The sequence below is a fragment of the Acaryochloris thomasi RCC1774 genome, assembly GCF_003231495.1.
Taxonomy (GTDB): domain Bacteria; phylum Cyanobacteriota; class Cyanobacteriia; order Thermosynechococcales; family Thermosynechococcaceae; genus RCC1774.
Map to the genome: position 1 here is coordinate 131,842 of NZ_PQWO01000007.1, position 14,873 is coordinate 146,714.

Here is a 14,873-nt window from a genome sequence, read left to right on the forward strand (position 1 = left end):
ATTTGGGGCAGGCGCTGAAGCTCTCAGTGTTTGCCCTGATTTCTATCTTAGGAATAAGGAATGCAGGGCATCTGTCCAGCATTTAGAGAAGATGTGAGGCGGCATTGAAGTTTTTGATTATTGCGCATACTCTATTTTGCATACCGCGTGGAGAAGGTTATGAATTACGATTTTGACTTGTTTGTGATCGGAGCCGGCTCTGGCGGGGTTGCAACTGCTCGCCGAGCTGCCTCCCATGGTGCCAAGGTTGGTGTTGTCGAGTTTGATCGATTGGGGGGCACCTGCGTCAATCGAGGATGTGTCCCCAAAAAGCTAATGGTTTATGCCTCTCACTTCCCTGAGCAGTTCACTGCCTCTCAGGGCTATGGCTGGAGCCCGGTAGAGAGTACTTTAGATTGGTCCAAAATGTTGACCGCCGTTAATGGTGAGGTGGCGCGCCTCAACGGTATTTACGAGCGTATGTTAGATAATTCCCATGTTAAGGTTTTTCGAGGGTACGGTCAGTTTGTTGATTCTCACACGATTGCGATTCTTGACCCAGAAGATCCGACGGTAACGCTACACCAGGTCACGGCCGAGAAAATCTTGATCGCGGTGGGCGGTGTTCCTGTAAAAGCTGATATCCCGGGGGTTGAGCATGCGATTACTTCCGACGATATTTTTTATCTTGCTCAGCAGCCCCAGCGACTGGCTGTGATTGGGGGTGGTTACATCGGGGTTGAATTCGCGGGTGTTCTCAACGGAATGGGGTCTGAAGTGACTCAGATTATTCGCGCGGATAAGATTCTCCGGGGATTCGACGAAGATTTGCGGACAGAGATTCAAGAGGGGATGCAAAAGCACGGCATCAAAATCTTGAATAACATGCAGGATATGGCCATCGAAAAAACTAAAGACGGCCTGCAACTGACGGTTCGAGGTGACTCTGAAGAGACAGTTATTGTTGATGCTGTAAGCTTGGCAGCTACAGGCCGCAAGCCGCGATTAGAACGTCTAGGCTTAGAAAATACTCAGGTCAATGTCTCGGACGGTGCGATTACCGTTGATGCCTATAACGAAACGGCTGAACCCCATATTTTTGCAGTGGGGGACTGCACTGATCGGATCAATCTCACACCAGTGGCTATCAATGAAGGCCGAGCCTTTGCTGACACTCATTTCGGTGGTAAACCTCGGAAGATGAACTACGAGAATATCCCCACGGCGGTGTTCTCAACTCCTGAGGCTGCGACTGTGGGCTTGACGGAAGCTGAAGCTGCACAGAAATTTGGCGAGGCGGCTATTCAGGTCTATAAAAGCCGATTCCGGCCGATGTATTACACGCTCCCGGATATGGATGTCAAAACGCTGATGAAGCTGGTGGTTAATCGTAATACTGAGAAGGTGTTGGGGGTTCATATGGTGGGTGATTCTGCCGCTGAGATTATTCAAGGTATGGCGATAGCGGTCAAGATGGGGGCAACTAAGGCTGATTTTGATGCCACGGTTGGGATTCATCCCAGTTCTGCAGAAGAGTTTGTGACTATGCGGTAGCTTTCGCTCTGTGCGTAGAGTTTAGATGCGATCGCAAACAATAAGGCTGTAAAGCATCTAACTCATCGATAACCTTTGAGGCTTCCCTTGAGTTCAATTGTTGCGACTTCATGACATCATGAAAGAGACAGTTGCGAGATGCTCTAGGGTGATCTCCGTAGAAATACGTACGTATTGTGTATTTTCTTTGCTGGTGCATAAATCGGTGGATACTTGCCCCTATCGAGTCGGGTGCCAATCGTTGCAAATATTAAGTGCTCTCCGTATAAATACGCAGGTAGCTGCAGTCCTTGCTAAAAAAGAGTCTTCTGGGTTCCGTATTTACACGGTACAGAAGAAAAATCAGAGGCATTAGTATTAGATTGTTGGGCTGTCATACCCCCCGCATTTAAGCCCAGATGAGTCCCCGAAATGGCAACTTCTTCCGAAAGGAGAGGACGCAAATTAGCAGGCCTAAGCTACCCAGCTTTTAGGTGTATGGACGCTGCTAATACCGAAGGGACTTTACATCTATATCAAACATTAAATGGAGACAGTGGGCCGGTAGATGGCACGGCTGTCTCCATTAGTTTTATTGAGGGTCGCCGCTATTTTGATTCAAGAGACCCTGTATGGCTTAGAGCAAAGTAACGATCTCAGCTATGGCTGATAGAGGTCCATGATATTTGCGATCGCCATCCGAGACTGAGCGCCCAGCGTCAGCTTAGAAGTGTGGGCGCGCTCTAGATGCTCAGCTCCTGCACAACCAATCATCGCTGCGTTGTCTGTGCAGAGTGATATGGGCGGAAACAGGACCTGAAGACCCTGCTTTTGAGCTGCCTGCTGCAGCTGCTGTCGTAGGCCACTGTTCGCCGCGACCCCGCCTCCGACGACAATGGTTCGCAGCCCTCGGTCCAGGGCACAGGCAATGGTGCGTTGCGTTAATGCTTTCGCTACTGTTCGCTGGAAGCTTGCCGCTAAATCAGCCGTGGGCAGAATGGGTTCAGTTTCGCGTAATTTTTCAACTAAGCGTAAAACCGCTGTCTTTAAACCACTGAAGCTAGAGTCGTAGGGATGAAAACCGCCACCCGGCAGCGAAATTTTGCCCTCAGGTAGACGAAAAGCGTCAGGATTGCCCGTTTGTGCAAGCTGATCAATAGCAGGACCGCCCGGGTAGCCCAGATCTAGAAGGCGAGCGACTTTATCGAAGGCTTCCCCAACGGCATCGTCGCGCGTCTGCCCTAGCGTTGTGTAGCAGCCGTGGTCTTTGACTTCAATCAGGCTTGTATGTCCTCCCGAGACGAGTAAACAAAGAAAGGGAGGCTGCAGGTCTGGGTTCTCTAGGCAGGACGCATAAATGTGCCCTTCTAAATGGTGAATGCCAATCAGAGGTTTATCGTGGAGCATTGCTAGGGTTTTCGCCACGGTCAAACCCACCAAGAGCGCGCCCACAAGTCCTGGCGCACAGGTTACAGCAATGCCATCAATGTGCGTCCAGCTTGATTTTGATTGTTCCAGAGCTTGAGCCACTAGAGAATTAATGGCTTCTACATGCTGTCGAGAGGCGATTTCAGGAACCACACCCCCATAGGGGCGATGTTGAGCCACCTGGGAGGCGACAAGATGACTAAGAATGTGACGTTTTCTTACAACTGCCACGGCAGTTTCGTCACAACTCGTTTCAATTGCTAAAACGGTTGCCATTTACTGGTAACGTCTTTTAATGAGCGGGTCTGTTACAGGAGGCTTTGACTCTTCGCTGGAGAAATTCGTGAAGAGCGCGGCTGCTGTCAATGTAATGGGCTTGGTCATATAAAAGCAATCATTTTTGCTCAATAAACTTCTTTTGTGACTAAGGGAAACAATTTATGCGTCGATTGTTTGCTCTCATTCTTACATTTACGTTGTGGGTTGGGTTCGCAGCCCCTGCCTCTGCGGATGTAGCTGGTCTGGTTCCCTGCAGTGAATCACCAGCATTTCAAGCGCGAGCCGCCCAGGCCCGTGCCACAACTGCTGACCCCGAGTCTGGTACTAAGCGCTTTGAGCGCTATGGTGCAGCCTCCTGTGGTGCTGATGATGGCCTTCCTCGCATTATCGCAGACGGTCGTTTGAGTCATGTGGGTGATTTTACGATTCCTGGCTTGATGTTTCTCTACATTGCGGGCTGGATTGGTAACGCTGGTCGAGCTTACCTAATAGCCAATAAAAAAGAGAAAAATCCTGGCGAGGGTGAAATTAACATTAATGTCTCCCTTGCGTTTGGCTGCATGATGGGGGCCGCTGCATGGCCGCTCACGGCTTTCCGGGAATTCAGTACGGGGCAGTTAACCGTTCCTGATGATGAGATCACCGTATCGCCTCGATAGGTGCTGCGCTGTTGCTATTTGATTGAGAGAAAATTTCATGAAAATTCTAACCTCAGCCCCAGTTCTAGCGCTCACCTGGATCTGGTTTACTGCGGGCATCTTGGTGGAAGTGAATCGCTTCTTCCCTGATATCCTTTTTCATCCCTAGGTTTAGAGGCAACTTGCCCAAAAGCCTTCTAAAATGCCTGAGAGTATACTCTCAGGCATTTTAGTTTGCCCTATCTGTATGTCTGCTTTTCCTTCGCATCATATTCCTCGCTGGCAGCAGCGCGTTCAATCTCGGAAAACACGACTGCAGCAGTTTGTGGTCACGGCTCAGCAGATGCAGGCGATTGAGTCTCGCATTTTTGCCTCCGGGATGCCCGTTGCCGCGCTGATGGAAAAAGTAGGAGGGCTGATTGCACGTCGTATTCAGGCTCTTTATCCTTGCGATGACCGACGGTCGGTGGTCGGCCATCGCATCTCTCAGATTGGCGTTCTCGTAGGGCCAGGACACAACGGGGGAGATGCCCTCGTCGTTGCCCGTGAACTTTTTTCCCGGGGATATCGCGTCAATGTTTTTCGCCCCCTCACAAAGGCGAAATCTCTAACCCAAGATCATTTTCAATATCTTCAGAGTTTGGGGATTCCCGTTCTAGAGAACGGTCTTGCGCTTGCTAACCAAGATGTAATTGTCGATGGACTGTTTGGGTTTGGCTTGGAACGACCTATTGAAGGCGAACTCAAAACGCTCCTAGATCACATCAATTCTGTATCAGTGCCGGTGGTCAGTATCGACATTCCCTCTGGACTCCACTGCGATACGGGGCAGGTTCTTGGCACGGCTATTCAGGCAACCCATACGTTGTGCCTCGGTCTCTGGAAATCAGGACTGCTGCAGGATTCGGCCTTAGACTATGTGGGACAGGCTTCGCTGATTGACTTTGATATTCCCTTGAAAGACATTGAGGCAGTCCTAGGGACGCCTGATATGCTGCGGATCACCTCACAGTCTGCTCTGTCGCAGCTTCCGCTAAAACGTCCCCCGGATACTCACAAATATCGACAAGGTCATGCACTCCTGATCGGCGGATCGCAGCGCTACGCCGGCAGTATTGTTTTAGTGGCTCGTGGCGCGAGGGCTACAGGAGTGGGCATGCTTTCCATTGCGGTGCCCCAATCTTTGAAGTCGTGGGTTGTCTCGCAAGTGCCTGAAGCCCTCGTGATCGGCTGCCCAGAAACCGACGCTGGTGCTATTTCCCATCTTCCTGCAGAACTATTGTTGGAACAGTTTGATGCTGTTGCCTATGGCCCTGGTGTCACCACTGAAGCTTCTATTGTGCTGCAGCAAGTGCTAGAAAGCCAATGTCCACTGGTGTTAGATGCCGATGCGTTGAGTCTACTCGCCCAAGCGGAGTCAACCTGGCACCATCGATCGGTTCCCATCATTTTGACGCCTCACCCAGGAGAATTTAGGCGATTATTCCCTGACTTTGCCCAGGCTTCACTCACTAAAGCTGAGATGGCCCGACGGGCTGCTCAAGAAGTAGGGGCAATTGTCCTTTTGAAAGGGGCAAGAACCGTCATCGCTGACTTGGACGGGAGCGTACTCGTCAATCCTGAAAGTACGCCAGCTTTGGCCCGTGGCGGTAGTGGAGATGTGTTGACGGGATTGATTGGCGGTCTATTTGCTCAAACACAGAAATCAGAGGCTGTTGGGGCGGCTGTTTGGTGGCACGCTCAGGCTGGACGGTTCGTGGCTCAAGCGGCGACGGAAATGGGAGTTGATCCGATGACTTTAAGTGAGCAACTGTTACCTGCGCTCCAGTCTATTTTGCAGGCTGAAGCCAGTTCCTAAAGTCTTGGGCAAAGGTGCCTTGAATGATGGCCTGCCGGATTTTTTGGGTAAAGCCCACCAGCTCTGTGATGTTGTGGATGCTGAGTAAGGTATAGGCGAGGAGTTCGCGTGATCGTAATAGGTGGCTCAGATAGGCCCGCGTAAATGTCTGACAAGCGTAGCAGGGGCAGTCAGAGTCAAGGGGCGTAAAGTCTTTCCGGAAACGATTATTTTTGAGGTTCCATCGTTCGCCCCGCACCAGCGCATTGCCGTGGCGGGCGAGTCGCGTGGGGATCACGCAGTCAAAGAGATCAATACCGGCTGCAATCGCCTGCGCCATCTCTCGATAGGTGCCCACACCCATGAGATATCTGGGCTTATCTTTGGGCAGCAAAGGGGTGGTGGCTTGAACAATCTTTTCAATGAGTTCGGGGGGTTCCCCAACGCTGACGCCGCCGATGGCATATCCTGGCAGGTCAAACTCAACCAGAGATCGTGCAGACTTTTGGCGCAGATCGAGGTAGGTTCCCCCTTGGACAATCCCAAACAGGGCTTGGTCGGCGCGTTCATGGGCTTTTATACATCGTTCTAGCCAGCGGGTGGTTCGGTCTGCTGCGTTTTCGATGGCTTCACGGCTGGCGGGATAGGGTGCGCATTCGTCAAAGGCCATGATCACGTCTGCGCCCAAAGCATTTTGAATTGCGATCGCACGTTCCGGTGACAGATGAATGACCTGCCCATCTCGCGGAGAGCGAAAGCTGACGCCAGATTCTTCAATGGAGCGCATGTCGCTGAGGCTAAAGACCTGGAAGCCGCCTGAGTCTGTCAGAATTGGCCCTGACCAGCCCATGAAGCGGTGGAGTCCCCCGGCTCGTTCAACAATGCCTTCTCCAGGCTGTAGGTGTAGATGATAGGTATTTGCCAAGATCATCTGGGCTCCCGTGCCCTGAAGCTGATCGGGAGTGACCGTTTTCACATTTGCTAAAGTCCCGACCGGCATAAAACGAGGGGTCTCGACGGGGCCGTGGGGAGTCTGAAAGGTGCCGACCCTAGCGTGAGTGTCGCAGCAGGTTTGATGGCAGGTGAAAGGGAAGCGATGATTCACAATTGGAGGCCGATGGCAGACATGATAGCCATCATACGTACTGATCTCGTTCTCTTCACAGAATTAATGTTCTTTAGCACCCAAAAATGCTTTAAATCTGGTGTTGCCTGTTCCTTGCTAGATCTGGGGGCTGCTGTAGCGCTATCGATGGCAGAAAGCTTACGTGTAAATGCGGAAGCTTTGCGATCTCACCTGTCGAAAGTTCAGTAATTTAACGATGTTGTGGCTTGAGCCGTCCCCCCATAATGATTTCTCATAGGGCGTTATCAACATTCGGCAAAACAACATGGCTTACCAAACTACTCTTCAGTCTCAATCGATGGAGCTTCTGGTCTCTTACCAGCAAGAGCCTTCCGTTCGTCTCAGAAATCGACTGGTTCGCCTCAACATGGGCCTGGTTCGCAAAGTCGCTCACCGTTTAGCCAACCAATGTGCTGAGCCTTATGAAGATTTAGAGCAGTGCGGCTACATGGGTTTGATTACCGCCATTGAGCGTTTTGACCCCACCCAAGGCTATGCCTTCAGTTCCTTCGCCGTTCCCTACATTCGCGGTGAAATTCTTCACTTCTTGAGAGACCGCGCCAATACTGTTCGTGTCCCCCGTCGCTGGCAACAGCTCAGCCGTGAGGGCGCTAAGGTTCGCCAAGCTCTCACCATGGAGTTGGGGCGTCAGCCCAGTGACCAAGAGATTGCGGATGCTCTAGACCTCTCAATGAATGAGTGGCGCTCTGTGAAGCTTGCTGCTTCTAACCGTACCCCTTTGAGCCTGAATGCTCGGGTTTCTTCTAGTAATCATCAGCAGTCTGAGTCAGCGATGACGTTGGGTGATACGTTAACCGATACGCACTATCAGATATTACAAGTCAATGAAGAGGACCGCATTGAGCTACAGCATGCCCTCAACCAGCTTGAAGATAAGACTCGCGAGATGATTGAGTCAGTCTTCTTTCATCATCTCTCTCGCCAGGAAGTGGCCAAGCGGATTGGCGTCAGCCCCGTCACAGTCACTCGCCGCATTAAGAAAGGAATTGATGAGCTAGTGGAGCTGCTTCAGAATCAGGCTCAGGCCCAAGCAACTGTATAGTCCAATCTCTCTAGCGTCTTATTTGCCCCATACAGAACGCTTCAAGCTGTCCTGTATGGGGCATTACTGTTCTTCTAGCTTAAAGAATACTAGCTGGAGAAAGCGGAGCGAATTTTTGACACAGACAAGGACTCGCTCGTCCTGCTTCTTCCTCAGGCTATATTAGACGTATAAACCCCGCCGTATTCCATTGCGATGCCACGAATACTGCCCGATTATTGAGCAGTATGTCGTTCAACACCGTTAGTCTACAGCGAGGCTCTCATGACTTAAAGAGAATCGGTTGTTGAGGTGCCGACTCTCTCTACCTTGTTCGGATGAATTATACGATTACTGGGTAGTTACATTCTTGGCACATGGTCCTTTCTTGCCCTCTCCGACCTCATACTCTACTTTCTGACCTTCATTAAGCGTTGCATAGCCTGTGACGTTGACATCAGAGTGGTGCACGAACAGATCCTTGCCTCCATCATCTGGAGTAATAAAACCGAAACCTTTATCAGAACTGAACCACTTTACTGTACCCGTACTCATACCGTACTTCTCTTTGTGTTTGATCTTCACAATATTATCGCAGTATTCTGTTTTTCTGAAGTTTCTAAAGTTTTTCCCTGATTACGTAAAGAAGAATTTAAGCAGCTCTTCAAGATTTAGGGGACTCGTAATAGGCGTGTAACCTGCCTGTGCCTTGGGTTCAGTGCAGACGAGAGGTCATGATTAGGAAATCTGCGGGTCATGAGCATGGTGCTGCAGTTGATGCTCAAATTAGAGTCACATGGGCGAATATGATTGCTGTCTTTTGGGTCTTCTGTCAGCATGATCACTGAAGTCCTATCATCTGTTGACCCCATCAGGCAAAAGCTGCATGGAAGTTCTCTCTATTACGCTGAAAAACTTCAAAGCTCACCGCGATCGCTTCTATGAATTTTGCCCTGGTACTAATGCCATCTGTGGCGAAAACGGTGCGGGTAAAACCAGTATCTTCGAGGCGATTGCCTGGGTTCTCTTCGACCACTGTGACTATACCAAGACAGAAATTATTTCTGCTGGTGCTAAGAGTGCTCAGGTTACGGTTACTTTCTCCTCTACAGAAGACAGTCGCGTCTATGAGGTTCGACGCTGTACGAGTCAAGGCTATAGCCTCCATGATCCACAGCTCAACGCAAATCTGGGGCTTAAGAAAATTGAGGATGTTAAACAATGGCTGTGTGAGCATCTAGGGGTGCCGCCCACCACCGAGCTTAATAAGTTATTCGCTGAGACCATTGGTATTCCTCAGGGGACGTTTACGGTCGATTTTTTGAAGCGACCCGCAGATCGCAAGAAGGTCTTCGACCCCATTCTGAAGGTGGAGGAGTATAAGCAGGCTTATTCTAAAAGTCGTGATTTAGAAGCCTATGCCCAAGGACAGGTCAGGGATCTAGAACGTGCGATCGCAACCTATGATCAGCAGCTCATCGACTGGCCTGATCTCAAGGCACAAGCGGCGAAGCTACGGAAAGATATTCGTGCAGATCAGGCTCAAATGACACTGCTGGTTCAGCAGCTAGAACAGCAAAAATCTGAGGTCGAGCGGTTAGCAGCTATTGATCAAGCTCTGCAGGCTTTGGGAACGCAGGTTCAGCAGTGTCAGGCTCAGACACACCACAAACAAGAATCGCTAGAGCTACTGGAGGTATCTTGGGTCAGTGCCCAAAAAGCGGTCACTCTGTGTCGCCAGCATCGTCCCAGCTTTCAAGCTTATGAGCAAGCATTGGAATCACTTCACACCTTTGCAGCTCAGCGACAGCAGCAGCAGCAGTTGCTAAAGCAACGCGATCAGATCCAGCAAAAGCTTAGTAAACAGCAGATAGACCAGTCACAGCTCCAGGGACAGCTCGCTTCTTTTGATCAAATGCGACTAGATTTGGAGCAGTGGCGGAAGCACATTCCCCGACAGGAACAGCTAGAACAGTCTCAGGCCGATGGTCGCCAACAGCTTCAGCAGCTTGAGAATGCCAAACTTCAGATTCAAATGCTCCAGCCTCAAATTCAACAGCGTCAGGCGCACCAAGAACAGCTGGCTCAGGAGATTGCTCGTTTGCACCAGCTAGAGCCTCAGGTACAACAGCTCCCAATTCTAGAAGCTCAGCAACAGGATTTGCGGGCGCACATTAGCCGGGTGGAGGCCGCTAAACAATTTGCAGAAGAACTCCGGCAGCTTGTGGGGCAGTTTGAGCCAGACTGCGATCGCCACCGTCAGCAGGTCAACGATGCCTTAACGCTTTTGAAGAAGGGGGCCGATCTGGGGCCTGTCTCCGAGGCCTTGGAAGCGGGTGTTGCATTAACATCTCGCATGGTGGAGCAGCTCACGCAAACCCTAACGGATTTAAGCGATCCGAAGGCTGTGCAGAAGTCGCAAACCCAGCTTGAGCAGATCCAGCGCGATATTCAAGCCGCGCAGCAGGCTCAAGCACAGTGGTCATCTCTGACAGCTAAACAGCAGCAGCTTCAAGAGTCAAAGAAAGAAACGGCTGAACTCCAGCAGCAGTCGGCTGAACGACGGACTCAGCTTGAACAGGAATCTGTTGTAATGACAGCTTTGGCGAAGGTCGAGTCGCAGCTCACAGATCTCAAAAATCCCAAAGGGCAGGTGCAGGTTTTACAGCAGCAGCTTCAGCAGGAGGCACCGCTCCAGGCAAAGGTGAAACAGCTTGAGCACAACGGTCAAGAGCTGCAGCACCGCTTTGCCGATGTCGAACAAAAACTTGAGGGCTTTGCAGATTTAGAGGCACAGACAGAAGCACAGCAACAGATTCAGCAAGAAAATCATGAGGTTCATCAGGTTTATCTGCGGCACCGGAATGAGGCCAATACGTTTAAGACGTTGGATCAGTCGAAGGGGGATGCGATCGCAACCCTCAAAACCCTTCAAGATCAGCTCACAACCCTACAGGAGCAGTACCAAAATCAATCCCAGGGCCATGATCCTCAGCAATTGGCCCAAGCCACCGCCACCTATCAGCAAACCAAAAGCCAACAGGACCAGCTTCAAGGCGGTTTACCCCCCAAGCAAGCTCAACTTCAGTCCCTTGAGCAGCAGCTTCAAATCAGGCAAGCCGTCTTTGAGCAGCGCCAGCAGGCCCGTAAGGATCAAGGTCCTAAACAAGAAGTGCTGCAGCTCGTCCGTGAAGCCCGCCGTATCTATAACCAAAGCGGTCCTCGGATCACCAAGCTCTACCTAACCGAGATCTCCTGGGAAGCTGATAATCTCTTCCGAGAATTGCTGAATCGACCGGATGTTGCTCTGCGGTGGACCGAAGACTACGACATTCAGGTCCAGGCCCAGGGACATTGGCGCAGCTTCAGGAGCCTCTCCGGCGGTGAGCAAATGTGTGCCGCCCTCGCCGTTCGGCTAGCGCTCCTCAAAGTTCTCTCTGACATCAACGTTGCCTTTTTTGACGAACCCACCACCAACATGGATCAGATCCGTCGTCAGCAGCTTGCCGAAGCCCTCGGGCATCTCAAAACGTTCCGGCAGCTCTTTGTGATTAGCCATGATGATACCTTCGAGAGCGTAACCGAAAATATCATTCGCGTTCAGCGTGACGCAGCCCCTGCCTAGCAGCCTGCTAGACAACAGCTTTGAAGACTTGATCCAAGATCGCGCAGCAAAAACGTGGGATTGTTCTTTGATAAAATCAGCTCACCCCTAACCCGCTTTTATCTATGAGTACTGCTCAGTGGACTGAAGATGCCAAGGTCGCATTAAAAGAGATTCCTTTCTTCGTCCGTCCAGCCGCCCGCAAGAAAATCGAGCGCTTCGCCGAAGAAGCCGGTATTACTGAAATCACCGTTGACGTCTATCAGCAAGCCAAGCAAAAATTCGATAGCTGAAACGCGGGAACTCCTCTGTTGCTCTCCTCGACAAAGAGACTATGCGTGCATTTCTGAAGGGATGCATCGAAGTGCGAGGAGATTTCTATGTCTGCTTTATTGCAAAGACTTATGCTCATTGCCCATGCTGGGGGCGTGACAGCGTTGCTGTTGCTCTCGAATCCTGCTAGCGATCAGCGCTGGGGCCATGATCCTCTCTCCGAGACAGACTCTCTGGCAGAAATCATCACATCACCCGAGCTTCATGGCCGCTTACCCCAGGTCTAGTTATTTTTTGTGTGGCCCTACTCTGAAGTCTGTCCAGTTTGTTCACTGGCCTGACCCGCTGTCTGACGCTCAGCCCGCACCACGTCCTTAGCAGAAAAACCTTCTCCCTCTTTGCCAATAAACCACAGAGCTGCAGCGGCTTCGGCACGAGTGACCGCTTTCTGGGGCTGGAATAATAGGGCTGAACCGAGCAGGCGACGAATATTCGCCAGATCTCCGTTCTTATGATCGGCAAGGACTGCCGCCAGCGCCTCAGGCGCAATGCGACTAGAATCTTTGAATCCCCAAACCTGCTGTACCTTGGCTGCCGTCGTCGTTGGTAGAATTTGACGCAGATCCACCGGTACCTTCCAGGTGAGCAGCGTTTCGCGTGTCAGAGGTTGTTGAGGTTTAAACGCCGCCTCTTTACTGTCTCCCGTCAATTGACTGGGAATGTAACCCGCTTCTGCCAGACCTTGAATATAGGGAAACAGCGGCTCGGATGCTGTGACATCGTTGAAAGCGGGTGTTGCTGCCGTCGTCGCGAGTCGAATTTGCTGCGTTGGACGATCTCGGTAGAGACGGTTGTTCGATTCTACAAGCCAGCGGGCAAAGGTACCGCGAGTGATGCCCTGATTGGGTTCGAAAATTGCGCTAGGGTTGCCCGCATCGTCGTTGGGCGTTGCATTGGGCGTCAGCACCTCTAGCCGTGCCAAATCGCTAACGTAGGGACGCAGTTCTGCCGGAACTTGCTCGATATCAGCAAAAGAAGACGTTGCCGTTAGGGCCGGGCGGTTGTCCTGTGGTCCGACTTCAGTCTCTAGTTCTGGGGACGGTGATGAAGTTGTTGGGGCTTGCTCGGTTGCTTTTAACTGGGTATCAGATCCCTTCCGATAGTCCACCTGAAAGACTGTCAGAGGTTTACCGGGTGTAACGACAATAGGCGAAGTTCCTCCCGATTGAGTCTGACTCGTCTCAACCGTCACCTCCACCTGTAGCGTTTGTTTGCGGGCTGTGAGTGTGGTTTGCGATCGCGTTGATTTCTGATCCACAAGCTGCCAGTCTTCCCCTCGAAACAGCCGGCGATAAAATTGCTGAATTTCATCACTAGAGTCGGGTGTACCCCATCGGGTTTTCTGCAGGGGGGCTTGAAGGGTGCCTTGACTTGCCTGATTTTGCTCGGTGCTGACCGTCTGAAGCTGAGCCTTGGGGTAGCGTAGCTCTCGCGGAAACTCGGACGGTAGCTTTGCTGCAGCACTGCCCCATTGATTGGTATTGGGATCCGCTGAAAAAGCTTGCTCAATCGCCTTACCGCTGCAGCCCGTCAGAGACAGCAGTAGCATCAGCCCCATTGGGACCACAGAAAAATAGCGCCGGACAACCATAGAAAATTCTAGAGGATTCAGTCTCCTCCACTGTAGCGTGTTGCTTTTACACCCATTTTTCTGTTTGTTCTAAGCGCTGTCCAGCTGTAAGGAATTCAAACCAATAGCACCCTCGAAATATTCATTTTTATGTGGACAGAGTGGGGGCACAGCCATAAATAAATTTTTTTTTGAGAATTCTAATTGACAGCTGGGATGTCTTTAAGCAGACTATTGGGTGTAGGGGGTACCTATGAAATATGCGTTAGGGTTACGTGCCGTTGTCTTGGGGTCGACGGAACTCACCGCTACACCTCAAATTAAATTAATAGATTTTGCCGTGAAAGGAATGCGTTACTCTGCGCCCACCTTGCTTGGCCTGCTTGCTGCAGGTCTGGGGGGGCAATTAGATTGTCAAGTGAGTTTTGCTGCGCCTCTAGCTCAGATTGCGCCAACACAGTCGATATCTGCGCCGGCTGCACCTTCAAGTTCTGAGGCATTACCGGCCAAGGTGCATTATGAAGCGGGCAAGGTTCTCTATCATACGGGTCGCTTAGCAGCGGCTGAGAAGGCTTTTCAAACCGTTCTGCTTCAAGAACCACAGTGGGCTGAGGCGCATATCGCTTTGGGGTTAGTGTTTCAGGCTCAGAAAAAACTGCCCGAGGCTATTCTTTCATTCCAGCGGGCTGCAGAGCTGCAGCCGAATAATCGGCAGGCACGGTCTCAGCTAGCCTATGCGCTCCGGCTGCAGGGGGACAAAGAACAGGCCGTTGCGGTTCTACAGCCGGTTAATCAACAGCAACTCAAGACGGCCTCAGCGTATCACCGTTTAGGGCAGAGCCTCGGTCAGCAGCAAAAAACGAGCTCTGCGATTGAGGCCTACCGTCAGGCTGTCGCACTGAACCCTAAGTTTGCTCAGGCCTATCTTGATTTGGGGCTCACCCTGCAGAAAAATCAACAATCTCAAGAGGCTATAGTGGCCTTTGAACAAGCCATTGCCCTTTCTCCTCAGCTTGCTGAGGCTCATGTGGGTTTAGGGGTAGGTCTGAGTGCCCAAGGTGATCTCAAGGGAGCCACTGCCGCCTATCGAACAGCTTTAAAGATCAATCCTAAGAATGCCAATGCTCACAACAATTTGGGTTTAATCCTTGCTGCTCAAGGCAAATATGCCGATGCTGGTGCGGCTTATCGAGAGGCAATTAAGCACAATGCAAAACTTGCCGCAGCTCATGTAAATTTGGGCTTAGCGCTGGCTCAGCAGCAAAAATTTGATCAAGCGATCTCAACCTATGAGCAGGCTCTCAAACTCCAGCCCACATTAGCGCCAGCTCAGGAAGGACTGGGTATTGCCTTTTTTAACAAGGGGCAAAAACAGCAGGCGATCTCTGCTCTCCAGCGGTCAGTGCAGCTCTATCAAACGCAGGGCAATCTTGTCCATGCCTCTGAGATTAGCGTGTTTATCGACGAAATTCAGACCCAAAACGAGTAGTTTTTGTCCATCGAT

At 51.1% G+C, this 14,873-nt stretch carries 13 protein-coding genes and 1 riboswitch; of the genes, 9 read left to right on the forward strand and 4 right to left on the reverse strand.

Annotated features, from left to right (window positions below; genetic code table 11):
• The first annotated feature begins 159 nt into the window (after nucleotides 1-159).
• On the forward strand, nucleotides 160-1,533 hold the full coding sequence (gorA, locus tag C1752_RS12985) for a glutathione-disulfide reductase (protein ID WP_110986499.1): 1,374 nt from the start codon (nucleotides 160-162) through the stop codon (nucleotides 1,531-1,533).
• Between the two features lie 403 nt (nucleotides 1,534-1,936).
• Nucleotides 1,937-2,031, forward strand: a riboswitch (cyclic di-GMP riboswitch).
• A gap of 141 nt (nucleotides 2,032-2,172) precedes the next feature.
• Here gorA and tsaD read toward each other — a convergent pair.
• Nucleotides 2,173-3,216, reverse strand: a complete 1,044-nt coding sequence (gene tsaD, locus C1752_RS12990; protein WP_110986500.1) for a tRNA (adenosine(37)-N6)-threonylcarbamoyltransferase complex transferase subunit TsaD — start codon at nucleotides 3,214-3,216, stop codon at nucleotides 2,173-2,175.
• A gap of 164 nt (nucleotides 3,217-3,380) precedes the next feature.
• On the opposite strand from tsaD, the gene C1752_RS12995 reads away from it, so the two are divergent.
• The 3 genes from C1752_RS12995 (at nucleotide 3,381) to C1752_RS13005 (ending at nucleotide 5,715) form a co-directional block, all read left to right on the forward strand.
• Complete coding sequence (locus C1752_RS12995) at nucleotides 3,381-3,878, forward strand: Photosystem I reaction center subunit III (protein ID WP_110986501.1); 498 nt, start codon at nucleotides 3,381-3,383, stop codon at nucleotides 3,876-3,878.
• Nucleotides 3,879-3,915: 37 nt separating this feature from the next.
• Nucleotides 3,916-4,026: a photosystem I reaction center subunit IX gene (gene psaJ, locus C1752_RS13000; RefSeq protein ID WP_110986502.1), complete on the forward strand. Its 111-nt coding sequence runs from the start codon at nucleotides 3,916-3,918 to the stop codon at nucleotides 4,024-4,026.
• Nucleotides 4,027-4,104: 78 nt separating this feature from the next.
• Nucleotides 4,105-5,715, forward strand: coding sequence for an NAD(P)H-hydrate dehydratase (locus tag C1752_RS13005; protein ID WP_110986503.1), 1,611 nt, complete (start codon nucleotides 4,105-4,107; stop codon nucleotides 5,713-5,715).
• On the opposite strand, the gene tgt is transcribed toward C1752_RS13005, so the two are convergent.
• Nucleotides 5,687-6,799 carry a tRNA guanosine(34) transglycosylase Tgt gene (gene tgt / locus C1752_RS13010; protein WP_110986504.1) on the reverse strand — a complete coding sequence of 371 codons (1,113 nt, stop codon included), beginning with the start codon at nucleotides 6,797-6,799 and terminating at the stop codon, nucleotides 5,687-5,689. The two genes, C1752_RS13005 and tgt, sit on opposite strands and share 29 nt — an antisense overlap.
• Nucleotides 6,800-7,085: 286 nt before the next feature.
• Between tgt and C1752_RS13020 the strand changes: the two genes are divergently transcribed.
• Complete coding sequence (locus tag C1752_RS13020) at nucleotides 7,086-7,883, forward strand: RNA polymerase sigma factor SigF (RefSeq protein WP_110986506.1); 798 nt, start codon at nucleotides 7,086-7,088, stop codon at nucleotides 7,881-7,883.
• 330 nt (nucleotides 7,884-8,213) lie between these two features.
• Here the strand turns inward: C1752_RS13020 and C1752_RS13025 are convergent, their stop codons facing one another.
• The gene (locus C1752_RS13025) at nucleotides 8,214-8,417 is read right to left on the reverse strand and encodes a cold-shock protein (protein ID WP_110986606.1); all 204 of its coding nucleotides are present in this window, start codon (nucleotides 8,415-8,417) and stop codon (nucleotides 8,214-8,216) included.
• Between the two features lie 331 nt (nucleotides 8,418-8,748).
• Here C1752_RS13025 and C1752_RS13030 point away from each other — a divergent pair, with 331 nt between their 5' ends.
• From C1752_RS13030 to C1752_RS13040, 3 genes are all read left to right on the forward strand, one after another.
• Nucleotides 8,749-11,487, forward strand: a complete 2,739-nt coding sequence (locus C1752_RS13030; RefSeq protein ID WP_110986507.1) for an AAA family ATPase — start codon at nucleotides 8,749-8,751, stop codon at nucleotides 11,485-11,487.
• A gap of 104 nt (nucleotides 11,488-11,591) precedes the next feature.
• Nucleotides 11,592-11,759 carry a PCP reductase family protein gene (locus tag C1752_RS13035; protein WP_110986508.1) on the forward strand — a complete coding sequence of 56 codons (168 nt, stop codon included), beginning with the start codon at nucleotides 11,592-11,594 and terminating at the stop codon, nucleotides 11,757-11,759.
• A gap of 87 nt (nucleotides 11,760-11,846) precedes the next feature.
• On the forward strand, nucleotides 11,847-12,026 hold the full coding sequence (locus tag C1752_RS13040; RefSeq protein ID WP_110986509.1) for a hypothetical protein: 180 nt from the start codon (nucleotides 11,847-11,849) through the stop codon (nucleotides 12,024-12,026).
• 17 nt (nucleotides 12,027-12,043) lie between these two features.
• Here the strand turns inward: C1752_RS13040 and C1752_RS13045 are convergent, their stop codons facing one another.
• Entirely contained in the window at nucleotides 12,044-13,390 is a 1,347-nt protein-coding gene (locus C1752_RS13045; RefSeq protein ID WP_233501584.1) for an S-layer homology domain-containing protein, read from the reverse strand.
• A 232-nt stretch (nucleotides 13,391-13,622) separates the two neighbouring features.
• On the opposite strand from C1752_RS13045, the gene C1752_RS13050 reads away from it, so the two are divergent.
• On the forward strand, nucleotides 13,623-14,858 hold the full coding sequence (locus C1752_RS13050; RefSeq protein ID WP_110986510.1) for a tetratricopeptide repeat protein: 1,236 nt from the start codon (nucleotides 13,623-13,625) through the stop codon (nucleotides 14,856-14,858).
• Nucleotides 14,859-14,873 lie beyond the last annotated feature (15 nt).

Coding starts and splice junctions, on each gene's coding strand:
- C1752_RS13040 (WP_110986509.1), top strand. CDS start 11,847: ATGTCTGCTTTATTGCAAAGACTTATGCTCATTGCCCATGCTGGGGGC.
- tsaD (WP_110986500.1), bottom strand. CDS start 3,216: ATGGCAACCGTTTTAGCAATTGAAACGAGTTGTGACGAAACTGCCGTG.
- C1752_RS13035 (WP_110986508.1), top strand. CDS start 11,592: ATGAGTACTGCTCAGTGGACTGAAGATGCCAAGGTCGCATTAAAAGAG.
- C1752_RS13020 (WP_110986506.1), top strand. CDS start 7,086: ATGGCTTACCAAACTACTCTTCAGTCTCAATCGATGGAGCTTCTGGTC.
- C1752_RS13005 (WP_110986503.1), top strand. CDS start 4,105: ATGTCTGCTTTTCCTTCGCATCATATTCCTCGCTGGCAGCAGCGCGTT.
- C1752_RS13050 (WP_110986510.1), top strand. CDS start 13,623: ATGAAATATGCGTTAGGGTTACGTGCCGTTGTCTTGGGGTCGACGGAA.
- C1752_RS13045 (WP_233501584.1), bottom strand. CDS start 13,390: ATGGTTGTCCGGCGCTATTTTTCTGTGGTCCCAATGGGGCTGATGCTA.
- C1752_RS13025 (WP_110986606.1), bottom strand. CDS start 8,417: ATGAGTACGGGTACAGTAAAGTGGTTCAGTTCTGATAAAGGTTTCGGT.
- gorA (WP_110986499.1), top strand. CDS start 160: ATGAATTACGATTTTGACTTGTTTGTGATCGGAGCCGGCTCTGGCGGG.
- C1752_RS12995 (WP_110986501.1), top strand. CDS start 3,381: ATGCGTCGATTGTTTGCTCTCATTCTTACATTTACGTTGTGGGTTGGG.
- C1752_RS13030 (WP_110986507.1), top strand. CDS start 8,749: ATGGAAGTTCTCTCTATTACGCTGAAAAACTTCAAAGCTCACCGCGAT.
- psaJ (WP_110986502.1), top strand. CDS start 3,916: ATGAAAATTCTAACCTCAGCCCCAGTTCTAGCGCTCACCTGGATCTGG.